Source organism: Pseudomonas putida W15Oct28 (assembly GCF_000708715.2).
GTDB classification, from domain to species: Bacteria; Pseudomonadota; Gammaproteobacteria; order Pseudomonadales; family Pseudomonadaceae; genus Aquipseudomonas; species Aquipseudomonas putida_R.
On sequence record NZ_JENB01000007.1, the window covers coordinates 85,660 to 104,231 of the forward strand.

The 18,572-nt window shown below is 62.8% G+C and carries 16 protein-coding genes; 11 read left to right on the forward strand and 5 right to left on the reverse strand.

The genetic code is table 11. The features are described 5' to 3' along the window. The first annotated feature begins 4 nt into the window (after nucleotides 1-4). Together AK81_RS06475 and AK81_RS06480 are read left to right on the forward strand one after the other, a co-directional pair. A complete protein-coding gene (locus AK81_RS06475; protein ID WP_043197646.1) occupies nucleotides 5-550 on the forward strand; it encodes a PadR family transcriptional regulator in 546 nt (181 codons plus the stop codon). Further along, the gene (locus AK81_RS06480; protein WP_043197648.1) at nucleotides 543-1,304 is read left to right on the forward strand and encodes a siderophore-interacting protein; all 762 of its coding nucleotides are present in this window, start codon (nucleotides 543-545) and stop codon (nucleotides 1,302-1,304) included. Before AK81_RS06475 ends, AK81_RS06480 begins: the two co-directional genes overlap by 8 nt. A gap of 120 nt (nucleotides 1,305-1,424) precedes the next feature. On the opposite strand, the gene AK81_RS06485 is transcribed toward AK81_RS06480, so the two are convergent. Further along, entirely contained in the window at nucleotides 1,425-2,060 is a 636-nt protein-coding gene (locus tag AK81_RS06485) for a Pr6Pr family membrane protein (RefSeq protein ID WP_043197649.1), read from the reverse strand. A gap of 1 nt (nucleotide 2,061) precedes the next feature. After that, a complete protein-coding gene (locus AK81_RS06490) occupies nucleotides 2,062-2,283 on the reverse strand; it encodes a VF530 family DNA-binding protein (RefSeq protein ID WP_016498188.1) in 222 nt (73 codons plus the stop codon). A gap of 164 nt (nucleotides 2,284-2,447) precedes the next feature. On the opposite strand from AK81_RS06490, the gene AK81_RS06495 reads away from it, so the two are divergent. From AK81_RS06495 to AK81_RS06515, 5 genes are all read left to right on the forward strand, one after another. Next, nucleotides 2,448-4,496 carry a TonB-dependent receptor gene (locus tag AK81_RS06495; protein WP_043197651.1) on the forward strand — a complete coding sequence of 683 codons (2,049 nt, stop codon included), beginning with the start codon at nucleotides 2,448-2,450 and terminating at the stop codon, nucleotides 4,494-4,496. Nucleotides 4,497-4,853: 357 nt separating this feature from the next. Beyond that, nucleotides 4,854-6,188: a carbohydrate porin gene (locus AK81_RS06500; RefSeq protein WP_043197653.1), complete on the forward strand. Its 1,335-nt coding sequence runs from the start codon at nucleotides 4,854-4,856 to the stop codon at nucleotides 6,186-6,188. Nucleotides 6,189-6,218: 30 nt separating this feature from the next. Beyond that, the gene (locus AK81_RS06505) at nucleotides 6,219-8,630 is read left to right on the forward strand and encodes a glucose/quinate/shikimate family membrane-bound PQQ-dependent dehydrogenase (protein ID WP_043197655.1); all 2,412 of its coding nucleotides are present in this window, start codon (nucleotides 6,219-6,221) and stop codon (nucleotides 8,628-8,630) included. A 241-nt stretch (nucleotides 8,631-8,871) separates the two neighbouring features. Further along, nucleotides 8,872-11,289: an endopeptidase La gene (gene lon, locus AK81_RS06510; protein WP_043197656.1), complete on the forward strand. Its 2,418-nt coding sequence runs from the start codon at nucleotides 8,872-8,874 to the stop codon at nucleotides 11,287-11,289. Nucleotides 11,290-11,459: 170 nt separating this feature from the next. Beyond that, nucleotides 11,460-11,852: a protease inhibitor I42 family protein gene (locus AK81_RS06515; protein ID WP_043197658.1), complete on the forward strand. Its 393-nt coding sequence runs from the start codon at nucleotides 11,460-11,462 to the stop codon at nucleotides 11,850-11,852. A 6-nt stretch (nucleotides 11,853-11,858) separates the two neighbouring features. On the opposite strand, the gene AK81_RS06520 is transcribed toward AK81_RS06515, so the two are convergent. Together AK81_RS06520 and AK81_RS06525 are read right to left on the reverse strand one after the other, a co-directional pair. Further along, a complete protein-coding gene (locus tag AK81_RS06520; protein ID WP_043197660.1) occupies nucleotides 11,859-12,794 on the reverse strand; it encodes an alpha-xenorhabdolysin family binary toxin subunit B in 936 nt (311 codons plus the stop codon). 1 nt (nucleotide 12,795) lies between these two features. Beyond that, nucleotides 12,796-13,986: an alpha-xenorhabdolysin family binary toxin subunit A gene (locus tag AK81_RS06525; protein ID WP_043197662.1), complete on the reverse strand. Its 1,191-nt coding sequence runs from the start codon at nucleotides 13,984-13,986 to the stop codon at nucleotides 12,796-12,798. Nucleotides 13,987-14,188: 202 nt separating this feature from the next. On the opposite strand from AK81_RS06525, the gene cmoA reads away from it, so the two are divergent. Then, nucleotides 14,189-14,932: a carboxy-S-adenosyl-L-methionine synthase CmoA gene (cmoA, locus tag AK81_RS06530; protein ID WP_043197663.1), complete on the forward strand. Its 744-nt coding sequence runs from the start codon at nucleotides 14,189-14,191 to the stop codon at nucleotides 14,930-14,932. Beyond that, nucleotides 14,929-15,885, forward strand: a complete 957-nt coding sequence (gene cmoB, locus AK81_RS06535) for a tRNA 5-methoxyuridine(34)/uridine 5-oxyacetic acid(34) synthase CmoB (RefSeq protein ID WP_043197664.1) — start codon at nucleotides 14,929-14,931, stop codon at nucleotides 15,883-15,885. Before cmoA ends, cmoB begins: the two co-directional genes overlap by 4 nt. 69 nt (nucleotides 15,886-15,954) lie before the next feature. Here cmoB and AK81_RS06540 read toward each other — a convergent pair whose 3' ends face one another. Next, nucleotides 15,955-16,158, reverse strand: coding sequence for a hypothetical protein (locus AK81_RS06540; protein WP_003252072.1), 204 nt, complete (start codon nucleotides 16,156-16,158; stop codon nucleotides 15,955-15,957). Between the two features lie 348 nt (nucleotides 16,159-16,506). On the opposite strand from AK81_RS06540, the gene AK81_RS06545 reads away from it, so the two are divergent. Continuing rightward, nucleotides 16,507-17,181, forward strand: a complete 675-nt coding sequence (locus AK81_RS06545) for a heavy metal response regulator transcription factor (protein WP_043197666.1) — start codon at nucleotides 16,507-16,509, stop codon at nucleotides 17,179-17,181. Beyond that, on the forward strand, nucleotides 17,178-18,560 hold the full coding sequence (locus AK81_RS06550; protein WP_043197667.1) for a heavy metal sensor histidine kinase: 1,383 nt from the start codon (nucleotides 17,178-17,180) through the stop codon (nucleotides 18,558-18,560). The genes AK81_RS06545 and AK81_RS06550 overlap by 4 nt, the downstream gene beginning before the upstream one ends. The last annotated feature ends 12 nt before the right edge of the window (nucleotides 18,561-18,572 follow it).

The window sequence follows — 18,572 nt, forward strand, 5'->3', positions numbered from 1 at the left end:
CCCCATGCGCGAACACCCCCCCCATGATCCCTTCGAGCGGCGCCCCGGCCGCGGCGAGCGCGGCCCACGCGTCTTCGCCCCCGGTGACCTCAAGCTGCTGATGCTGGACCTGTTGGCCGAGCAACCCGGCCACGGTTACGACCTGATCCGCCAGATCGAAAACCTGTTCGACGGCAGCTACAGCCCAAGCCCCGGGGTGATCTACCCCACGCTGAATTTTCTCGAAGAGGCCGAGCTGATCAGCGGCCAGGTGCAGGGCAGCAAACGCCTCTATGCCATCACCGATGCCGGCCGCAGCGCCCTGGCCGAGCAGGCTGTCGCCCTGGACGGCGTGCGCATGCGCATCGAAGTCAGCAAACGCGCCCTGCGCGGCCACGACCGACCGCCAGAGATCCATGAAGCGGTCGGCAACCTGCGCCACGCACTGCACATGCACAGCGGCCGCTGGACACCGGAAGAAATCCAACGGGTCCGCGACTTGCTCAACCACACCGCCAAGGCCATCGCCTCCGGGCCGGCCGAAACTGTCAGGGAGACTTCCCATGAGTGACACCATCCACCGCGTCAACCACGAGATCCGCCAACGCCGCCTGCAGGTACTGCGGGTCACCGAGCTGACCCCACGCATGCGCCGCATCACCCTCGGCGGTGCCGAACTGCAAGGTTTCACCAGCGTCGGCAGCGACGACCATATCAAGCTGCTGTTCGCCGAAACGCCGCAGCAACAGCAGGCCATCGAGGCCCGTAATACGGGCCGGGACGGTGGCGCCCGCCCAACCATGCGCGAATACACGCCACGGCGCATCGACCTGGTGGCCAATGAACTGGACATCGACTTCGTGCTGCACGGTGACGGCCCTGCCTCCACCTGGGCCGCCCAGGCCACCCCGGGGCAAACCCTGGACATCGCCGGGCCACGGGCCTCGCTGGTGGTGCCGGATATGTTCGACAGCTACCTGCTGATCGGTGACGAAACTGCCATTCCGGCGATTGGTCGGCGCCTGGACGAACTGCCGGCTGGCCGCCAGGTACTGGCGGTGATCCAGATCGAAGACGAGCAGGAGCGCCAGCCGCTGCCGAGCAAGGCACAAGTCGAAGTCATCTGGGTGCGCCGCCAACAGGAAGATTTACTGGAATTGGTGAAGAACCTGACCTTGCCGCAAGGCCGGGTGTATGGCTGGGTGGCGCTGGAAAAAGCCCTGACCCGCCAGGCCAAGGCATTGCTGCTGGAGAAAGGCGTGCCTGAAGATGCGCTGAAGGCTGCGGCCTACTGGCGTGCCGACGGGACTGCGGACGACGAGTGATTGTTATCGCCTGTTCCGGCCCTTTCGCGGGCAAGCCCGCTCCCACAAGTACTCCACTGCCCTCAAGGGTTGGTGCAGTACTTGTGGGAGCGGGTTTACCCGCGAAGAGGCCTGCACGGGCTAAACAAATTTCCGCACCCCGCGCCACCGATCCAGCCCCAGCAATACCAGCCCAATCCCCCAGAACCCCGCCAGCACCCCCATGGCATTGAGCATCACCTGCCCATACCCCAGGCTCGCCACATCGATGAACGGGTAGGCATACACGCCAATCTCGCTCCCCCGCCACAGCGCATAGGCGAAGTACACCGCCGGGTACATCGCCCACACCGCCAGGTGCCATAGCCGCAGGCTGCCTTTGGGCACCTGGCACCACCAATACAAGGCATACAGCACCGGCATCACGTCGTGCAGCAACTCGTCCGCCAGCCACTGCCAGCCCTGCGGTTGCCACAAGTGACGCAGCAACACGCTGTAGGCCAGCGCCACCAGCACGATGCTGGCTGCCACAGCAGCACTCACCGAAGGCGACAGGAAAAAACGCTTGGCTCGGCCTTCACGACCGAACGCCGCATAACTGAGCACCGTCGCCACCAAGGTGTTGGTCAGCACGGTGAAATAGCCGAACACATTGATCAGGCCGCCAATCAGGCTGGCCTGTTCCTGCCAGCGCGCCAGCAGCACCAGGTACACCTGCACGGTCAGGCCGAACCAGCCCAGCAAGGCGATGCCGGTCAGCCAGGGGTGGCGCGGCATGTCAGGCCTTGCGCTGCAGCTTCACGTACAGCTGCTCGACCTTTTCCCGCGCCCACGGCGTCTTGCGCAAAAAAGCCAGGCTCGACTTGATGCTGGGGTTGCTCTTGAAGCAACGCACATCGATGCGCTCGGCCAGGCCCTGCCATTGGTAATGCGCCACCAGCTCGGTGAGGATCTGTTCAAGGGTTTTGCCGTGCAGCGCGTTGTGTTGGGCCGTGCTCATGCTGTGCTCCGTAGGAAAGATGCGCACCTTACACGAGTGTAGTGGCGGGTGGGGTGAGTCAGGTCGACAGAAAAAATGCTGGCCAGGGGCAAAACCTCTGTGCTGAAATAGTTATGTTATGTTGTAACACTATAAAAGCATCTGCCAAGGAACGCCCCATCCCCATGTTGTACGCACCGCTTCGCCTCTCCCCTCTTGCCGTCGCGCTCTGGCTGGCTGCGTCGCCCAGCCAGGCCGTGGAACTCGAACCCCAGGTCATCACCGCCAACCCGCTGGGCAACCGCCAGCTGGCCGCCCCCAGCACCGTGCTCGAAGGCGACGACCTGCTGCAACAACAGCACGGCAGCCTCGGTGAAACCCTGAACAAGCAGCCCGGTGTTGCCTCTACCTGGTTCGGCCCTGGCGCCAGCCGCCCGGTGATCCGCGGCCTGGACGGCGACCGCATTCGCATCCTGCGCAATGGCGTCGGCGCCCTGGATGCCTCGTCACTGTCCTATGACCATGCCGTGCCGCTGGACCCGGTCACCGTCGACCGCGTCGAGATCGTCCGTGGCCCGGCCGCCCTGCTCTACGGCGGCAACGCCATCGGTGGCGTGGTCAACACGTTCGACAACCGCATCCCGGATGCACCGATCGAAGGCATCCACGGTGCCGGTGAGTTGCGCTACGGCGGCGCCGACACCACCCGCAGCAGCGCCGGCAAGCTGGAGGCGGGTAACGGTGCCTTCGCCCTGCACCTGGATGCCAACAGCCGCCAGTTCAACGACCTGCGCATCCCCGGCTACGCCCGCAGTTCCAAGGTGCGTGACGCCGACGAGCCCGGCAGCAAACACCGCCTGGAAAACAGCGACGGCCGCCAGGACGGCGGTGCAGTCGGTGGTGCCTATCACTGGGATCACGGTTACGCCGGCCTGTCGTACAGCCGCTACGACAGCAATTACGGCTCGGTGGCCGAATCTGGTGTGCGCCTGGACATGAAGCAGGACCACTACGCCTTCGCCTCCGAGCTGCGCGACCTGGACGGCCCGTTCAGCTCCGTCAAGGTCGATGCTGGCTATACCGACTACGAACACAGCGAAATCGAAGAAGGCGAGGTGCACACCACCTTCAAGAACAAGGGCTACGAAGCACGTATCGAAGCCCGCCACCAACCGCTCGGGCCGGTGGAGGGGGTGATCGGTGCGCAGGTCAGTCGCAATGAATTCTCCGCCCTGGGCGAGGAAGCCTTTGTCCCACACACCAATACCGACAGCCTGGCGCTGTTCATGCTGGAGCAATGGCAGGCCACGGAACGGCTGAACCTGAGCCTGGGCGCACGCCTGGAGCACACCCGGGTAGACCCGGACGCCAAAGGCGACGAAAACTTCGTCGATGCCGACAGCGCCAGCAGCTTCAACGCCTTCAGCCTGTCCTCCGGTGCGGTGTACCAGCTCGACCCGGTCTGGTCGCTGGCCGCCAACCTCGGCTACACCGAGCGCGCCCCGACCTTCTACGAGCTGTATGCCAATGGCGCGCACGTGGCCACCGGGGCCTTTGAAGTGGGTGACGCCAGCCTGAACAAGGAAAAGGCCATTTCCGCCGACCTGGCACTGCGCTTCGACAATGGCACCCACAAAGGCAGTGTCGGGGTGTTCTACAGCCACTTTCGCAACTACATCGGGCTGATCGGCACCGGCAACCTGCGCGAGGGCGGGCATGACCACGACCATGGCGAGGATGACCACGACCACGATCATGACCACGAAGGTTTCCCGGAATACCAGTACCAAGGCGTGCGGGCGCGCTTCTACGGCATCGAGGCCCAGGACCGCTGGCAGCTGGTCGAGAACCGTTACGGCAGCTTCGCGCTGGAACTGTCCGGTGACTACACCCGGGCCAAGAACCTCGACAGTGGCGAACCGCTGCCACGTATCGCCCCGCTACGCCTGAACAGCGGCCTGGTCTGGGAACTGGACCGCTGGCAGGCGCGGGTCGATGTGCAGCATGCCGCGTCGCAGCACCGCAAACCGGCCAACGAAACCAGCACCGATGGCTACACCACACTGGGTGCAAGCGTTGGCTACCGCTTCGAGGTTGGCCAGAGCCAGTGGTTGGCGTTTGTGCGCGGCGAAAACCTGACCGACCAGACCGTGCGCTATGCCAGCTCGATCCTGCGCGACATCGCGCCGGCGCCGGGGCGTAGCGTGGAAGTGGGCCTGCGTACCACCTTCTGATTGCAAATGAGCCTCTGTGGGAGCGGGCGTGCCCGCGAAGAATCCAGCGCGGTGCATGGCACCGGCTCTGCCGGTGTTCGCGGGCACGCCCGCTCCCACAAGGATTTGGCAAACTTTAAGATTTGCCCAAGATAGTGCCTTCTACTCCTGTGCGCTCCCCTGCGCCCGCATGGACTATTGCCAGATCAGCAACAATCAACTGCGACAATTTGTCTTTTTTTCTTACAACTTCCGCTATATCCTCCCCGCCTGAAGCTGAATCGCTTCACTGAAACCATCTTGTCGCCATATCCATTGAAGGCCCGCCCTTCGATGCGCTTGCCGTTTTTTTCAATAATCAAAAGATAGCGCTATCTCATGCTCCAACTGCCCAAAACCTGTTACATCGGCCTTGCCCTCAGCGCCTTGGCGACACCCGCCGGCGCCAGCGAAATGTTTGCCAGCGACTCCCCATGGATGCTCGGCGACTGGGGCGGTACCCGCAGCGAATTGCTGGAAAAAGGCTACGACTTCACCCTTGGCTACACCGGCGAGATGGGCAGCAACCTGCACGGCGGCTACGACCACGACCATGCCGCCCGCTACAGCGACCAGTTCACCTTTGGCAGCCACCTGGACCTGGACAAGATCCTCGGCTGGCACGACACCGAATTCCAGCTGACCATCACCGAGCGCCACGGCGACAACATCAGCAACGACCGCATCAACGACCCCCGCGTTGGCGGCTTCACCTCGGCCCAGGAAGTCTGGGGCCGTGGCGAAACCTGGCGGCTGACGCAGATGTGGATCAAGCAGAAGTACTTCGATGGTGCGCTGGACGTGAAATTCGGCCGCTTCGGTGAAGGCGAAGACTTCAACAGCTTCCCTTGCGACTTCCAGAACCTGGCCTTCTGCGGCTCGCAGGTGGGCAACTGGGTAGGTGGCATCTGGTACAACTGGCCGGTCAGCCAGTGGGCGCTGCGCGTACGCTACAACCTCAGCGACGCGCTTTACACCCAGGTCGGCGTGTTCGAGCAGAACCCCTCCAATCTGGAATCGGGCAACGGCTTCAAGCTCAGCGGCAGCGGCACCCAGGGCGCGGTAATGCCGATCGAACTGGTATGGACCCCACGCATCCAAGGCCTGAAAGGGGAATATCGCGCCGGCTACTACTACAGTAATGCCAAGGCACAGGATGTTCTCAAGGACAGCAACGGCCAGCCGGCCGCCCTCAGCGGCGCCGCCTACCGCAGCAGTTCGAGCAAGCACGGCATGTGGCTCGGCGCCCAGCAGCAGGTGACTTCGCTGGCCTCCGACCAGTCGCGTGGCCTGAGCCTGTTCGCCAACGCCACGGTGCATGACAAGAAGACCAATGCCATCGATAACTATGTACAGGCAGGGCTGGTATACAAAGGGCCTTTCGACGCCCGCGCCAAGGACGACATCGGTTTCGCCCTGGCTCGCGTGCACGTCAACCCTGCCTACCGCAAGAACGCCCGCCTGGCCAACCAGGCCGCTGGCCTCTACGACTACGACAACCCCGGCTTCCTGCCTGTGCAGGACACCGAGTACAGCGCCGAGCTGTACTACGGCATTCATTTGGCCGACTGGCTCACGGTACGCCCCAACCTGCAGTACATCCGCCACCCGGGCGGGGTATCGCAGGTGGATGGCGCCCTGGTCGGTGGCCTGAAGATCCAGAGCAGTTTCTAACCCCCTTTTTGACCTGACGGAGAACCTACGATGAGCACTGAAGGTGCCAACCAAGGAAGCCGCTGGCTACCTCGCCTGATCGGCGCGCTGCTATTGCTGATGGGCCTGGCCCTGCTGGCAGGCGGTATCAAGCTGAGCCAGCTGGGCGGATCGCTGTACTACCTGATCGCCGGTATCGGCTTTGCCCTGTCGGGCATCCTGCTGCTGGCCCAGCGCCGCATTGCCCTGGGCCTGTACGGCCTGGTGCTGCTGGGCAGCACCGTATGGGCCCTGCTTGAAGTGGGCCTGGACTGGTGGCAACTGGTCCCACGCCTGGCCATCTGGTTTGCCATCGGTGTGGTGTTGCTGCTGCCGTGGGCACGTCGCCCGTTGATCGGCCCGGCCAGCAAAGCCAACACGGCACTGCTCGGCGTTGCAGTGGTGGCTTCGGGCGCCTGCGCCCTGGGCAGCCAGTTCACCCACCCGGGCGAAGTGTTCGGCGAACTGGGCCGCGAAAGCAGCGAAATGGCCAGCGCCGCCCCGGCCATGCCTGACGGCGAATGGCAGGCCTATGGCCGCACCGAGCATGGCGACCGCTATTCGCCGCTGCGCCAGATCACCCCGCAGAATGCCTACCGCCTGGAAGAAGCCTGGCGTATCCGCACCGGTGACCTGCCGACCGAAAACGACCCGGTGGAGCTGACCAACCAGAACACCCCGCTGAAGGTCAATGGCATGCTCTACGCCTGCACCGCGCACAGCCGCGTGCTGGCCCTGGACCCGGACACCGGCGCGGAAATCTGGCGCTACGACCCGCAGGTCAAGAGCCCGGTCGGCACCTTCAAAGGCTTTGCCCACATGACCTGCCGTGGCGTTTCGTACTATGACGAAAACCGCTATGTCAGCCGCGACGGCAGCCCGGCGCCGAAAATTACCGACGCCGGCCAGGCCGTGGCCCAGGCCTGCCCGCGCCGCCTGTACCTGCCTACCGCAGATGCCCGCCTGATTGCCATCAACGCCGACAATGGCAAGGTGTGCGAAGGCTTCGCCAACCAGGGCGTGATCGACCTCACCACCGGCATCGGCCCATTCACCGCCGGCGGCTACTATTCCACCTCGCCTGCCGCTGTCACCCGTGACCTGGTGATCATCGGTGGCCACGTCACCGACAACGAGTCGACCAACGAGCCGTCGGGCGTGATCCGCGCCTACGACGTGCACGACGGCCACCTGGTGTGGAACTGGGACAGCAACAACCCGGAAGACACCAAACCATTGGCTGCCGGCAAGATGTACAGCCGCAACTCGGCCAACATGTGGTCGATCGCCAGCGTCGACGAAGACCTTGGCATGATCTACCTGCCGCTGGGCAACCAGACCCCGGACCAGTGGGGCGCTGACCGCACCCCGGGCGCCGAGAAGTACAGCGCCGGCGTGGTCGCCCTTGACCTGGCCACCGGCAAGGCCCGCTGGAACTACCAGTTCACCCACCACGACCTGTGGGACATGGACGTCGGCAGCCAGCCGACCCTGGTCCACCTGAAGACCGACGATGGCGTGAAACCTGCGATCATCGTGCCGACCAAGCAAGGCAGCCTGTACGTGCTCGACCGCCGCGACGGTACGCCGATCGTGCCGATCCGCGAAATCCCCACCCCGCAAGGCGCTGTGAAGGGCGACCACACCTCGCCGACCCAGGCCCGCTCCGACCTCAACCTGCTCGGCCCTGAGCTGACCGAACAGGCCATGTGGGGCGCCACGCCGTTCGACCAGATGCTGTGCCGCATCCAGTTCCGCGAACTGCGCTACGAAGGCCAGTACACCCCGCCATCCGAGCAGGGTTCGCTGATCTACCCGGGCAACGTGGGTGTATTCAACTGGGGCAGCGTGTCGGTCGACCCGGTGCGCCAGCTGCTGTTCACCTCGCCCAACTACATGGCCTTCGTGTCGAAGATGGTGCCGCGCGAGCAGGTGGCCGAAGGCAGCAAGCGCGAAAGCGAGACCAGCGGCGTGCAGCCCAATACCGGCGCGCCGTACGCGGTGACCATGCACCCGTTCATGTCGCCGCTGGGCGTACCGTGCCAGGCCCCGGCCTGGGGCTATGTCGCCGCCATCGACCTGTTCACCAACAAGGTGGTGTGGAAGCACAAGAACGGCACCACCCGCGACAGCACCCCGGTACCGATCGGCCTGCCGGTTGGCGTGCCAAGCATGGGCGGTTCGATCGTTACCGCAGGCGGCGTCGGCTTCCTCAGCGGCACCCTCGACCAGTACCTGCGCGCCTATGACGTGAACAACGGCAAGGAACTGTGGAGTGCCCGCCTGCCAGCGGGTGGCCAGGCCACGCCGATGAGCTACACCGGCAAGGATGGCAAACAGTATGTGCTGGTGACTGCTGGCGGCCATGGCTCGCTGGGTACCAAGATGGGCGATTACATCATCGCTTACAAACTCGCGGAATAAAGCTACCGAGCCCCTCCTCAGGGGCTCATCCACCTGTACCGGCCTCATCGCCGGCAAGCCAGCTCCCACAGGTACACCACAGGCCTTGAAAGCTGTGGTGTACCTGTGGGAGCTGGCTTGCCGGCGATGAGGCCGGTACAGGCAAGCAAAGATGAAAGCCCTGCCTGCTGCTTTCATCTACCATTGAAACCCATTCCCCTGCGCCCCATCTAAGCACCATAGCCATTCACGCAGGTGCCCCATGAGCGACCAGCAGGATTTCCCGGAACACCCCGACGAACACAGCGAAGTCGAGCACACCACCCAGGCCGAAACCGGCCACGCCCTCGCCCTGCCCGGCCAGCAGCTGCCGGACAAGGTCTACGTGATCCCGATCCACAATCGCCCGTTCTTCCCGGCCCAGGTACTGCCGGTCATCGTCAATGAAGAACCTTGGGCAGAAACCCTCGACCTGGTGGCCAAGTCACCGGACCACTGCCTGGCGCTGTTCTTCATGGACACCCCGCCAGAAGACCACCGCCATTTCGACACCTCGGCCCTGCCGCAGTACGGCACGCTGGTCAAGGTGCACCATGCCAGCCGTGAAAACGGCAAACTGCAGTTCGTTGCCCAGGGCCTGACCCGGGTACGCATCCGCAACTGGCTCAAGCACCACCGCCCGCCCTACCTGGTCGAAGTCGAATACCCGCGCCAGTCCGCCGAGCCGACCGACGAGGTCAAGGCCTACGGCATGGCGCTGATCAACGCGATCAAGGAGCTGCTGCCGCTCAACCCGCTGTACAGCGAAGAGCTGAAGAACTACCTCAACCGCTTCAGCCCCAACGACCCGTCACCGCTCACCGACTTCGCCGCCGCGCTGACCTCGGCCACCGGTAACCAGTTGCAGGAAGTGCTCGACTGCGTGCCCATGCTCAAGCGCATGGAAAAGGTCCTGCCGATGCTGCGCAAAGAGGTGGAAGTCGCACGCCTGCAGAACGAGATCTCGGCCGAGGTGAACCGGCAGATCGGCGAACACCAGCGCGAGTTCTTCCTCAAGGAGCAACTCAAGGTCATCCAGCAGGAGCTGGGCCTTACCAAGGACGACCGCAGCGCCGACCTCGAACAGTTCGAGCAGCGCCTGGAAGGCAAGACCTTGCCGCCCCAGGCGCGCAAGCGCCTTGATGAAGAGATGGGCAAACTGGCCATTCTCGAAACCGGCTCGCCCGAGTACGCCGTCACCCGCAACTACCTCGACTGGGCCACCGCCTTGCCGTGGGGCGTCTACGGCAAGGACAAGCTCGACCTCAAGCATGCACGCAAAGTCCTCGACCAGCACCATGCCGGCCTCGACGACATCAAGGAACGCATCCTCGAATTCCTCGCCGTGGGTGCCTGGAAAGGCGAAATCAGCGGCTCGATCGTGCTGCTGGTGGGCCCGCCCGGGGTGGGCAAGACCAGTATCGGCAAGTCCATCGCCGAGTCGCTTGGCCGGCCGTTCTATCGTTTCAGCGTTGGCGGCATGCGTGACGAGGCCGAAATCAAGGGCCACCGCCGCACCTACATCGGCGCCCAGCCCGGCAAGCTGGTACAGGCCCTGAAAGACGTCGAAGTGATGAACCCGGTGATCATGCTCGACGAGATCGACAAGATGGGCCAGAGCTACCAGGGTGACCCGGCTTCCGCATTGCTGGAAACCCTCGACCCGGAGCAGAACGTCGACTTCCTCGACCACTACCTCGACCTGCGCCTGGATCTGTCCAAGGTGCTGTTCGTGTGCACCGCCAACACCCTCGACTCGATCCCCGGGCCGTTGCTCGACCGCATGGAAGTGATCCGCCTGTCCGGCTACATCACCGAAGAAAAACTGGCCATCGCCAAGCGCCACCTGTGGCCCAAGCAGCTGGAAAAGGCTGGCGTTTCCAAAACCAGCCTGAGCATCAGCGACAGCGCCCTACGCCTGGTGATCGAAGGCTATGCCCGCGAGGCCGGCGTACGCCAGTTGGAGAAACAACTGGGCAAGCTGGTGCGCAAGGCCGTGGTCAAGCTGCTGGAAAACCCCGCGGCCAAGCTGAAGATCGGCACCAAGGACCTGGAAGCCGCACTTGGCATGCCGGTGTTCCGCAGTGAGCAGGTACTGGCTGGCAAAGGCGTGATCACCGGCCTGGCCTGGACCAGCATGGGCGGCGCCACGCTGCCGATCGAGGCAACCCGCATCCACACCCTCAACCGCGGCTTCAAGCTGACCGGCAAGCTGGGTGACGTGATGAAGGAGTCGGCCGAAATTGCCTACAGCTACGTCAGTTCCAACCTCAAGCAGTTTGGCGGTGACCCTGGCTTCTTCAACGACGCGTTCATCCACTTGCACGTTCCCGAAGGCGCCACGCCCAAGGACGGCCCGAGCGCCGGCGTCACCATGGCCAGTGCCCTGTTGTCGCTCGCCCGCGACCAGGCACCGAAGAAAGGCGTGGCCATGACTGGCGAGCTGACCCTCACCGGCCAGGTGCTGCCAATTGGCGGTGTGCGCGAGAAGGTGATTGCGGCGCGCCGGCAGAAGATCTTTGAACTGATCCTGCCGGAGCCCAACCGCGGCGACTTCGAAGAACTGCCGGACTACCTGCGCGAAGGCCTGACAGTGCATTTCGCCAAGCGCTTTGCCGACGTGGCCAAGGTGCTGTTCTAACCTGCACCGGCCTCCTCGCGGCTAAAGCCGCTCCCACAGGAATATCACTGCCCTTGAAGCCAGTGGTATCCCTGTGGGAGCGGCTTTAGCCGCGAAGAGGCCGGTACTGACAACACAAAATCCCACCAGCATCGGTTATCCTCAGGCCATTGCCAGCCTCCGGAGCCAACATGACCGCCCCTCGTCTGCTCGTTCCCCTGAGCTTCGCCCTGCTTTCTGCCTGCGCGCAACAACCCACAGAGCCCGTCGAACTGGACGCCGAAAGTGAATGCCCAACGCGGCTGCAGGTAGGCCAGGCACTGACCCTGAGCTTGCCCAGCAACCCGTCCACCGGCTATCGCTGGCGTGTCGAAAACCCCGCCTCAAGCGTGTTGCGTAGCCTCGGCCAGGAGGTATACAGCGCCCCCGAAGAGGAAGACGTCGTCGGCAGCGCCGGTGTCTCCACCTGGCGCTTCCAGGCCAGCAGCACCGGGGATGCCAAACTGGTACTGGTCTACCAGCAGCCATGGGCCGCAGACGTCGCCCCAGTGCAAACCTTCGACTGCAAGGTTATCGTCCGCTGAGGGCGATCAACTGCGGTCATACATCAGCTGTACCACCTCCAGGTATTCGCAGAGGCCCTTCAGCGCGACCGTGGCGGCGTCCAGGTCCATCGTCGCATCGAGTTTCTCGGCCTGGGCCAGCCACTCCAACTCCACCTTGCGAAGCTCGTGTAGCCACTCATTCTTGAGTGGCACAAGGCCCGACAAAGCCTCCACCGCCGCCAGCTCATCCCGCGCCGCTTGCAAGGTTCGCTGCACCTGCCGCTGGTCGCCCAATGACTCCTCTATCTTTGCATCAAGCCGGGCACGGGCTTTGCCCAGGTCGCTGAATGTCCTGGCCCCATCCAGCGCATCAGCGTGGCTGGCGAGTTTTTGCGTCATGGCCTTGAGCAGACCGGCGTCGAGTTTCGGGTCGGTGATCAATCCCATCATGTGATCGATTTCGTCATCGCTCGGGATAAGGCCCTTCAGTGCGCTGGCAACCGAAGGCCTTTCGAACAACTCGATAGCCTGGGCAATATCTGCCCGCTGCGCTTGCAGCTGCACCAATCGTTGATCGAACGCGACCGCCTGTTCTTGAAGGCCGGCTGTTCGTGCTGCCAACGCCGCCACTGAGTCGACAAGGGCCGATAGCGAAAACAGCTCCAGCCGCAGGTTTTTCCTGGCCAGGCGCGCATGATGCTGGCTCAAGCGTTCCAGTACACTGGCAAGCCGGTGATGCGTATCGGCCCCTTCCTTGCCCGGCATGAAGTCCCGCTCGTCCAGCAACGCAATACCGCCTATCAGGCTCTCCTTGAACGCTCGCTCGACAGCCAGCAACAGTGTGCGCAGTTCATCCAGTTGCTCGCGCGCCGCTGGAAGCACTTTCATCTCCCAGCTTTCCATAAGCTGGAATATGTGCTCCTGTATATTTTGCATCTGTACAAAATCGGGTGTGACGTTTTGAATATTGGCAACATCCATGTCAGGCTTCCTCATACTCTTCAATCAGCTCATTGAATAACTCGGACAGCAGGTGGCAGATACTGCCTATCTTTGTCCACGGTTTGATAACCTCTGAAAAATCATGAACAAAGGATTCAAGCTGGGAGATCGTGCTCAGCTCTTTGGCTTCATTGACAGAGTTATTGGCATATGAGGCGAGGAACAACCACACATCGGCCAACCGCTTGGTCGCCGCCGAGAGGTCCTTGCACCTGAACTGCAAGTCTCTGACCAACGTCGAAACGCGCTCGAAGTCGTTCAAGGCAGGCGCCAACTTGCCCAGCGCACGCGCCAGCTCGTCGCGCCTTTCAATCAGCACATTCTTCGTGGCCCTGATGTTTTCTGCCTTGTGACCGAACACACCGCCGGTTATCACCAGGCCAATCGGCCCCAGCAAGATACCGGTGAACGCATAACCCACATTGGCATCGTACTCGGACTTCAACTGGTCGATCTGCTCGTCCCACTGGTCGAGCTGCCTGCGTTTTTCCAAGGTTTCCTCATGGGAAACCTTCTCTTCGAAGTGCTTTAACAAGCGTCCCATGCGCGGTTTGAGCTCACGCTTGATTTCATTGTTGAACCAGTTGGCGCGGGCGTCGACCTCATCGATACGCCGCCGGGTGGCTTCGATCCCCCTGACCAGCTCGGAAATGCCGAGTGTCAGCACACTGGCGATCTGCGCTTGCTCTTCTTCACTCAGCTCTGCGGTATAAACATCGTCGCCCTGCTCGGCCTTGCGTTTCTTGATCGCCATGAAAACGTCGCTGTTCTCAAGGTTTTCCAACAGGCTACTGCCACGCTGTACCAGGCTGTCGGCGAACAATTCAATTTCAGGCCCCAACTGCTTGATGCTGCGTTCCAGTATGTCCCATTCATAGGCATGCCGGTGCAGCGCCACATAAAGGTCGTAGACCATCGACGCCTCAATACCCAGGGCGGCATAATCGACCTCCCGCTCGATTTCTACCAGCGAGCGGGGTAAATGGTTTACGGTATTGACGTACTGCTTGATGACTTTCAAATTATCAGCCGTCAGCAAACTGCCAATTTGCTGAGCGCCGCCCAGCCGGCTTTCTATGAATGAAAAGTAGCGCTCTGGCAACATTTTCACCCTGGACACCGGGTCCAGCTCGTCTACGGATAGTTCTTCCTTCGCAGTTGCGCTATTCATCTTTCAACCCATGAATCCAATAAAGTAAAGGCAGTTGAAGTGCCCACCCGTCCTACACTGAATACATTCGCCGGGATAACTTAAACTTGTGGGAAAGTTCACTGCTTCCGGCATGAACGCTCCGACCCTGAAGCATTGCCATGGCAAGATGCGTGGCCTTTGGATAAAATGCGCCCCCGTTTCACCCTGTATCGAGCCTGCCGTGAGCAAACAACCCGACCGCCTTTTCTCCCAACCCCTGGAGCAGGTGCCCGACTTCGTCTTCAACGAAGACGTGGTGCGCGTGTTCCCGGACATGATCAAGCGCTCGGTACCCGGTTACCCAACCATCGTCGAAAACCTCGGCGTGCTGGCCGCCCGCTTCGCCCAGCCGCACACCGCGCTGTACGACCTGGGCGCGTCGCTGGGTGCAGTCACCCAGTCGCTGCGCCGCCACGTGCGCAGTGACGGTTGCCGGGTGATCGCGGTGGACAACTCTGCGGCGATGGTCGAGCGCTGCCGCCAGTACCTCACCGCCCAGGACTCGATGTTCCAGGAGCTACTGCCGGTGCAAGTGTTGGAAGGCGATATCCTTGCCCTGCCCTTCGAGCCCGCCTCGGTGGTGGCGATGAACTTCACCCTGCAATTCATCGCTCCCGACCAACGTCTGGAATTGCTGGCGCGCATCCGCCAGGCACTGCTGCCGGGGGGTGCGCTGATCCTTTCGGAGAAGCTGCGCTTCGCCGATGAGCAAGCGCAGGACCTGCTCAATGAACTGCACCTGGATTTCAAGCGGGCCAATGGCTACAGCGAACTGGAAATCGCCCAGAAGCGCAGCGCCATCGAAAACGTGATGCGCCCCGATACGCTAGAAGCCCATCAGGAACGCCTGCGCGCCGCCGGCTTCTCCAAAGTGGTGCCCTGGTTCCAATGCCTTAACTTCGCCTCGTTGATAGCCCTGCCATGATCGATCTGTCCCCCCTCGTCCGCCGCCTGGCGGGCACGCCCCTGGCTTCCTGGTCGCAAGGCCTGCAAGCGCAACTGGAAGCCAAGCTGGAGAAAGGCCACGGTGACCTCGACCGCTGGCGCGGTGCGCTCGATGCCCTGCCTGCACTGCAACCCAGTGAAATCGACCTGGTCAACGGGCTGCGCCTGGACTGCGATTGCGACGACGCAACCCGCGCGCAGATGCGCCAGGCACTGATGGGCCTGTCGCCCTGGCGAAAAGGGCCTTTCGATCTGTTTGGCGTACACGTAGACACCGAATGGCATTCGGACTGGAAATGGTCGCGGGTAGGCCCGCACCTGGACCTCAAGGGCAAACGCGTGCTCGACGTCGGCTGTGGCAACGGCTACTACCAGTGGCGCATGCTCGGCGCCGGCGCCGACATGGTGATCGGTGTCGACCCCAACTGGCTGTTCTTCTGCCAGTTCCAGGCCGTGCAGCAGTACCTGCCGGAGCTGCCGGCCTGGCACCTGCCCTTCGCCCTTGAAGAGCTGCCTGCCAACCTGGAAGGCTTCGACACGGTGTTTTCCATGGGCGTGTTCTATCACCGCCGTTCCCCCATCGAGCATCTGCTGGCGCTCAAGGACTGCCTGGTCAAAGGGGGCGAGCTGGTTCTGGAAACCCTGGTGATCGAGGGCGACGAAAACCAGGTGCTGGTACCTGAGGACCGCTACGCACAGATGCGCAACGTCTGGTACCTGCCGTCGGTACCGGCCCTGGCGCGCTGGTTGCGCCGTGCAGGCTTCAGCGATGTGCGTTGCGTCGATGTGAGCGTGACCAGCATCGAGGAGCAGCGCAGCACCGAGTGGATGCGCTACCAGTCGCTGGGCGACTTCCTCGACCCGAACGACCACAGCAAGACCATCGAAGGCCTCCCGGCCCCACGCCGCGCCACCCTGCTGGCGCGCAAATAAAAAAGGCGCCCGGCTGGGCGCCTGAATACACCTGCGGCGAGGAGCTGTCGCGTCGCAGGTGCTGTTACTTCAGTCCTTGGCCACCTCGCGGGCCTTCTCCTGCGCTTTGCGCTCACGTTCTGCAACGGCCTGTTGCTTGTCGCCGTGCAGGCGCTGCTGGTCTTCGCGGAATGCTTGCCAGAACTGCTTCGAGCGCTCCGCGCCGCCCTCGGCATAAACACTGGCACTGCCCAGGGCAAGTGTGGCCAACAGCAGGTATTTGGTCAGGTTCATCGTGGTTGCCTCGTGATAACCGATCAGACAGGGCCATCCTAGCGAGGCGCAGCTAACAGCAAGGTGAGGCGGGGATTACAGTCCTGCAATGTGGCCTTGTGTTGCCTGTCAGGGCCTCTTCGCAGCACAAGGCTGCTCCTACAGGATGCGCACAAATCTCAACGCTTTGTCGTATCTGTGGGAGCGGGTTTACCCGCGAAAGCGCCAGAACAGACAGCCAGATAACACCAGGATTACAAATCCGTTATCTGCGCCGCAGCCCCATAAGCATGCCGTAACATTCGGCTCCTTGACCCTGATGTCACTACAGGGTCGAGAATCGCCCCCTTTCATCACACCGAGCTCCCCATGCGCCTACTGATCATCGAGGACGAACTGCGTACCGCCGATTACCTGCAACAGGGCCTGCGCGAAAACGGCTACCTGGTCGACTGCGCCCACACCGGCACCGACGGCCTGCACCTGGCCCGCCAGCAGCCTTATGACCTGGTCATCCTCGACGTCAACCTGCCAGAACTCGATGGCTGGACCGTGCTGCAGCGGCTGCGCGCCGAGTCGGCCACGCGCATCATGATGCTGACCGCCCACGGCCGCCTGGCCGACCGGGTCAAAGGCCTGGACCTGGGTGCCGACGACTACCTGCTCAAGCCCTTCGAGTTCCCTGAACTGCTGGCCCGCATCCGCAGCCTGCTGCGCCGCAACGACCAGCAACTGCAGCCCAGCACCCTGCGCGTCGCCGACCTGGAGCTGGACCCAGGCCGCCACCGCGCCTACCGCGCCGGGCAGCGTATCGACCTGACCGCCAAGGAGTTCGCCCTGCTGCACCTGCTGATGCGCCAGACCGGTGAAGTGCTTTCGCGCACCCAGATCATCTCGTTGGTATGGGACATGAATTTCGACTGCGACACCAACGTGGTCGAGGTGTCGATCCGTCGCCTGCGGGCGAAGATCGACGACCCTTTCGACAACAAGCTGATCCATACCCTGCGCGGCGTAGGCTATGTAATGGAGGCCCGCGTTTGAAAAACGCCAGCCTGTCGCTGCGCCTGGGCCTGAGTGTGACACTGATGGGCGCCGCACTGGTGCTGCTGCTGGCCTGCCTGGCCGTGTTCGCCCTGGATCACGAGCTGGACAGCCGCGCACGCAAGGATCTGGCGCGCAAGATGCTGCAGGTCGAGCACAATCTGCGCGTCGATCTGCGCAGCGAGGACCTGGGCAGCCGCGCCCATCCACTGCTCGACCTGGTGATGGGGCATGACAACCTCAGCCTCAGCGTACTGGCCCTGGACGGCCGCCACCCGCACCTGCTCAGCCTGGGCCCGGCCCTGGAGTCGCGGGTGAGCGAGTTGCACACCGATGCCCGCCTGGCCTTTCACGCATGGCGCGACAGCAGCGGCAACCAGATCCTCACGGTGACCCGGCTGATGCGCCTGCGCGACAACACGCCGGTGAAGGTGATGATGTCGCTCAACCGCGCCGACGACAACGCCCTGCTGCAGGCCTACCTGCATTCGACCATGCTCGCCTTGCCACTGCTGCTGGTACTGATTGGGGCAGGCGCCTGGTGGCTGATGCAGCGCGGCCTGAAACCGCTGCGGCGCTTCCGGCGCATTGCCGGGCAAGTGTCGGCCCAGGACCTGCAGCATCGCCTGCCAGCTACCGGCCTGCCGCAAGAACTGGCGGAACTGGCCAGCAGCATCAACGTGATGCTCGACCGTCTCGATCAGGGCGTGAGCCAGTTGTCGCAGTTCTCCGACGACCTGGCCCATGAACTGCGCACCCCGTTGAGCAACCTGATGGGCAAGGCGCAGGTGACCCTGGCCCGTGAGCGGGACAATGCCAACTACCGGGAAGTGCTGGAAGACAGTATTGAGGAGCTGACCCGGCTCAACCGCATCATCAATGACATGCTGTTCCTCGCCCAGGTCAGCCAGCCGCAAACGCAGGTTGCATTGAAACCCTTGGCGCTGGCTGACGAAGCAGCGCGGGTTGTCGAGCTGTTTGCCTTCAGTGCCGAGCTGAAAGCGGTGGAGCTGCGTGTGCAGGGCTGGGGGACGGCATTGGGTGATCGGCTGATGTTTCAGCGGGCATTGTCGAACCTGTTGAGCAATGCCATCCGGCACAGCCCTGAGGGTGAGCGCGTCGATCTGAGGATTGAACGTTCTGGCAGCGAAGTATGGCTTTCGGTGGATAACCAGGGGCCTGGCATTGCAACAGAACACCAGTCGCGCTTGTTCGAACGGTTTTACCGGGTGGGCTCGGGGCGCTCGCGGCTGGAGGGCGGCACCGGGTTGGGGTTGGCGATCGTGAGGTCGATCATGCAACTGCATGGCGGGCGGGTCGAAGTGAACAGCAGCCCTTTGGGGCCTACCCGCTTCACCCTGGTGTTTCCTGCCGAGTAGTTGGCTGCCTGA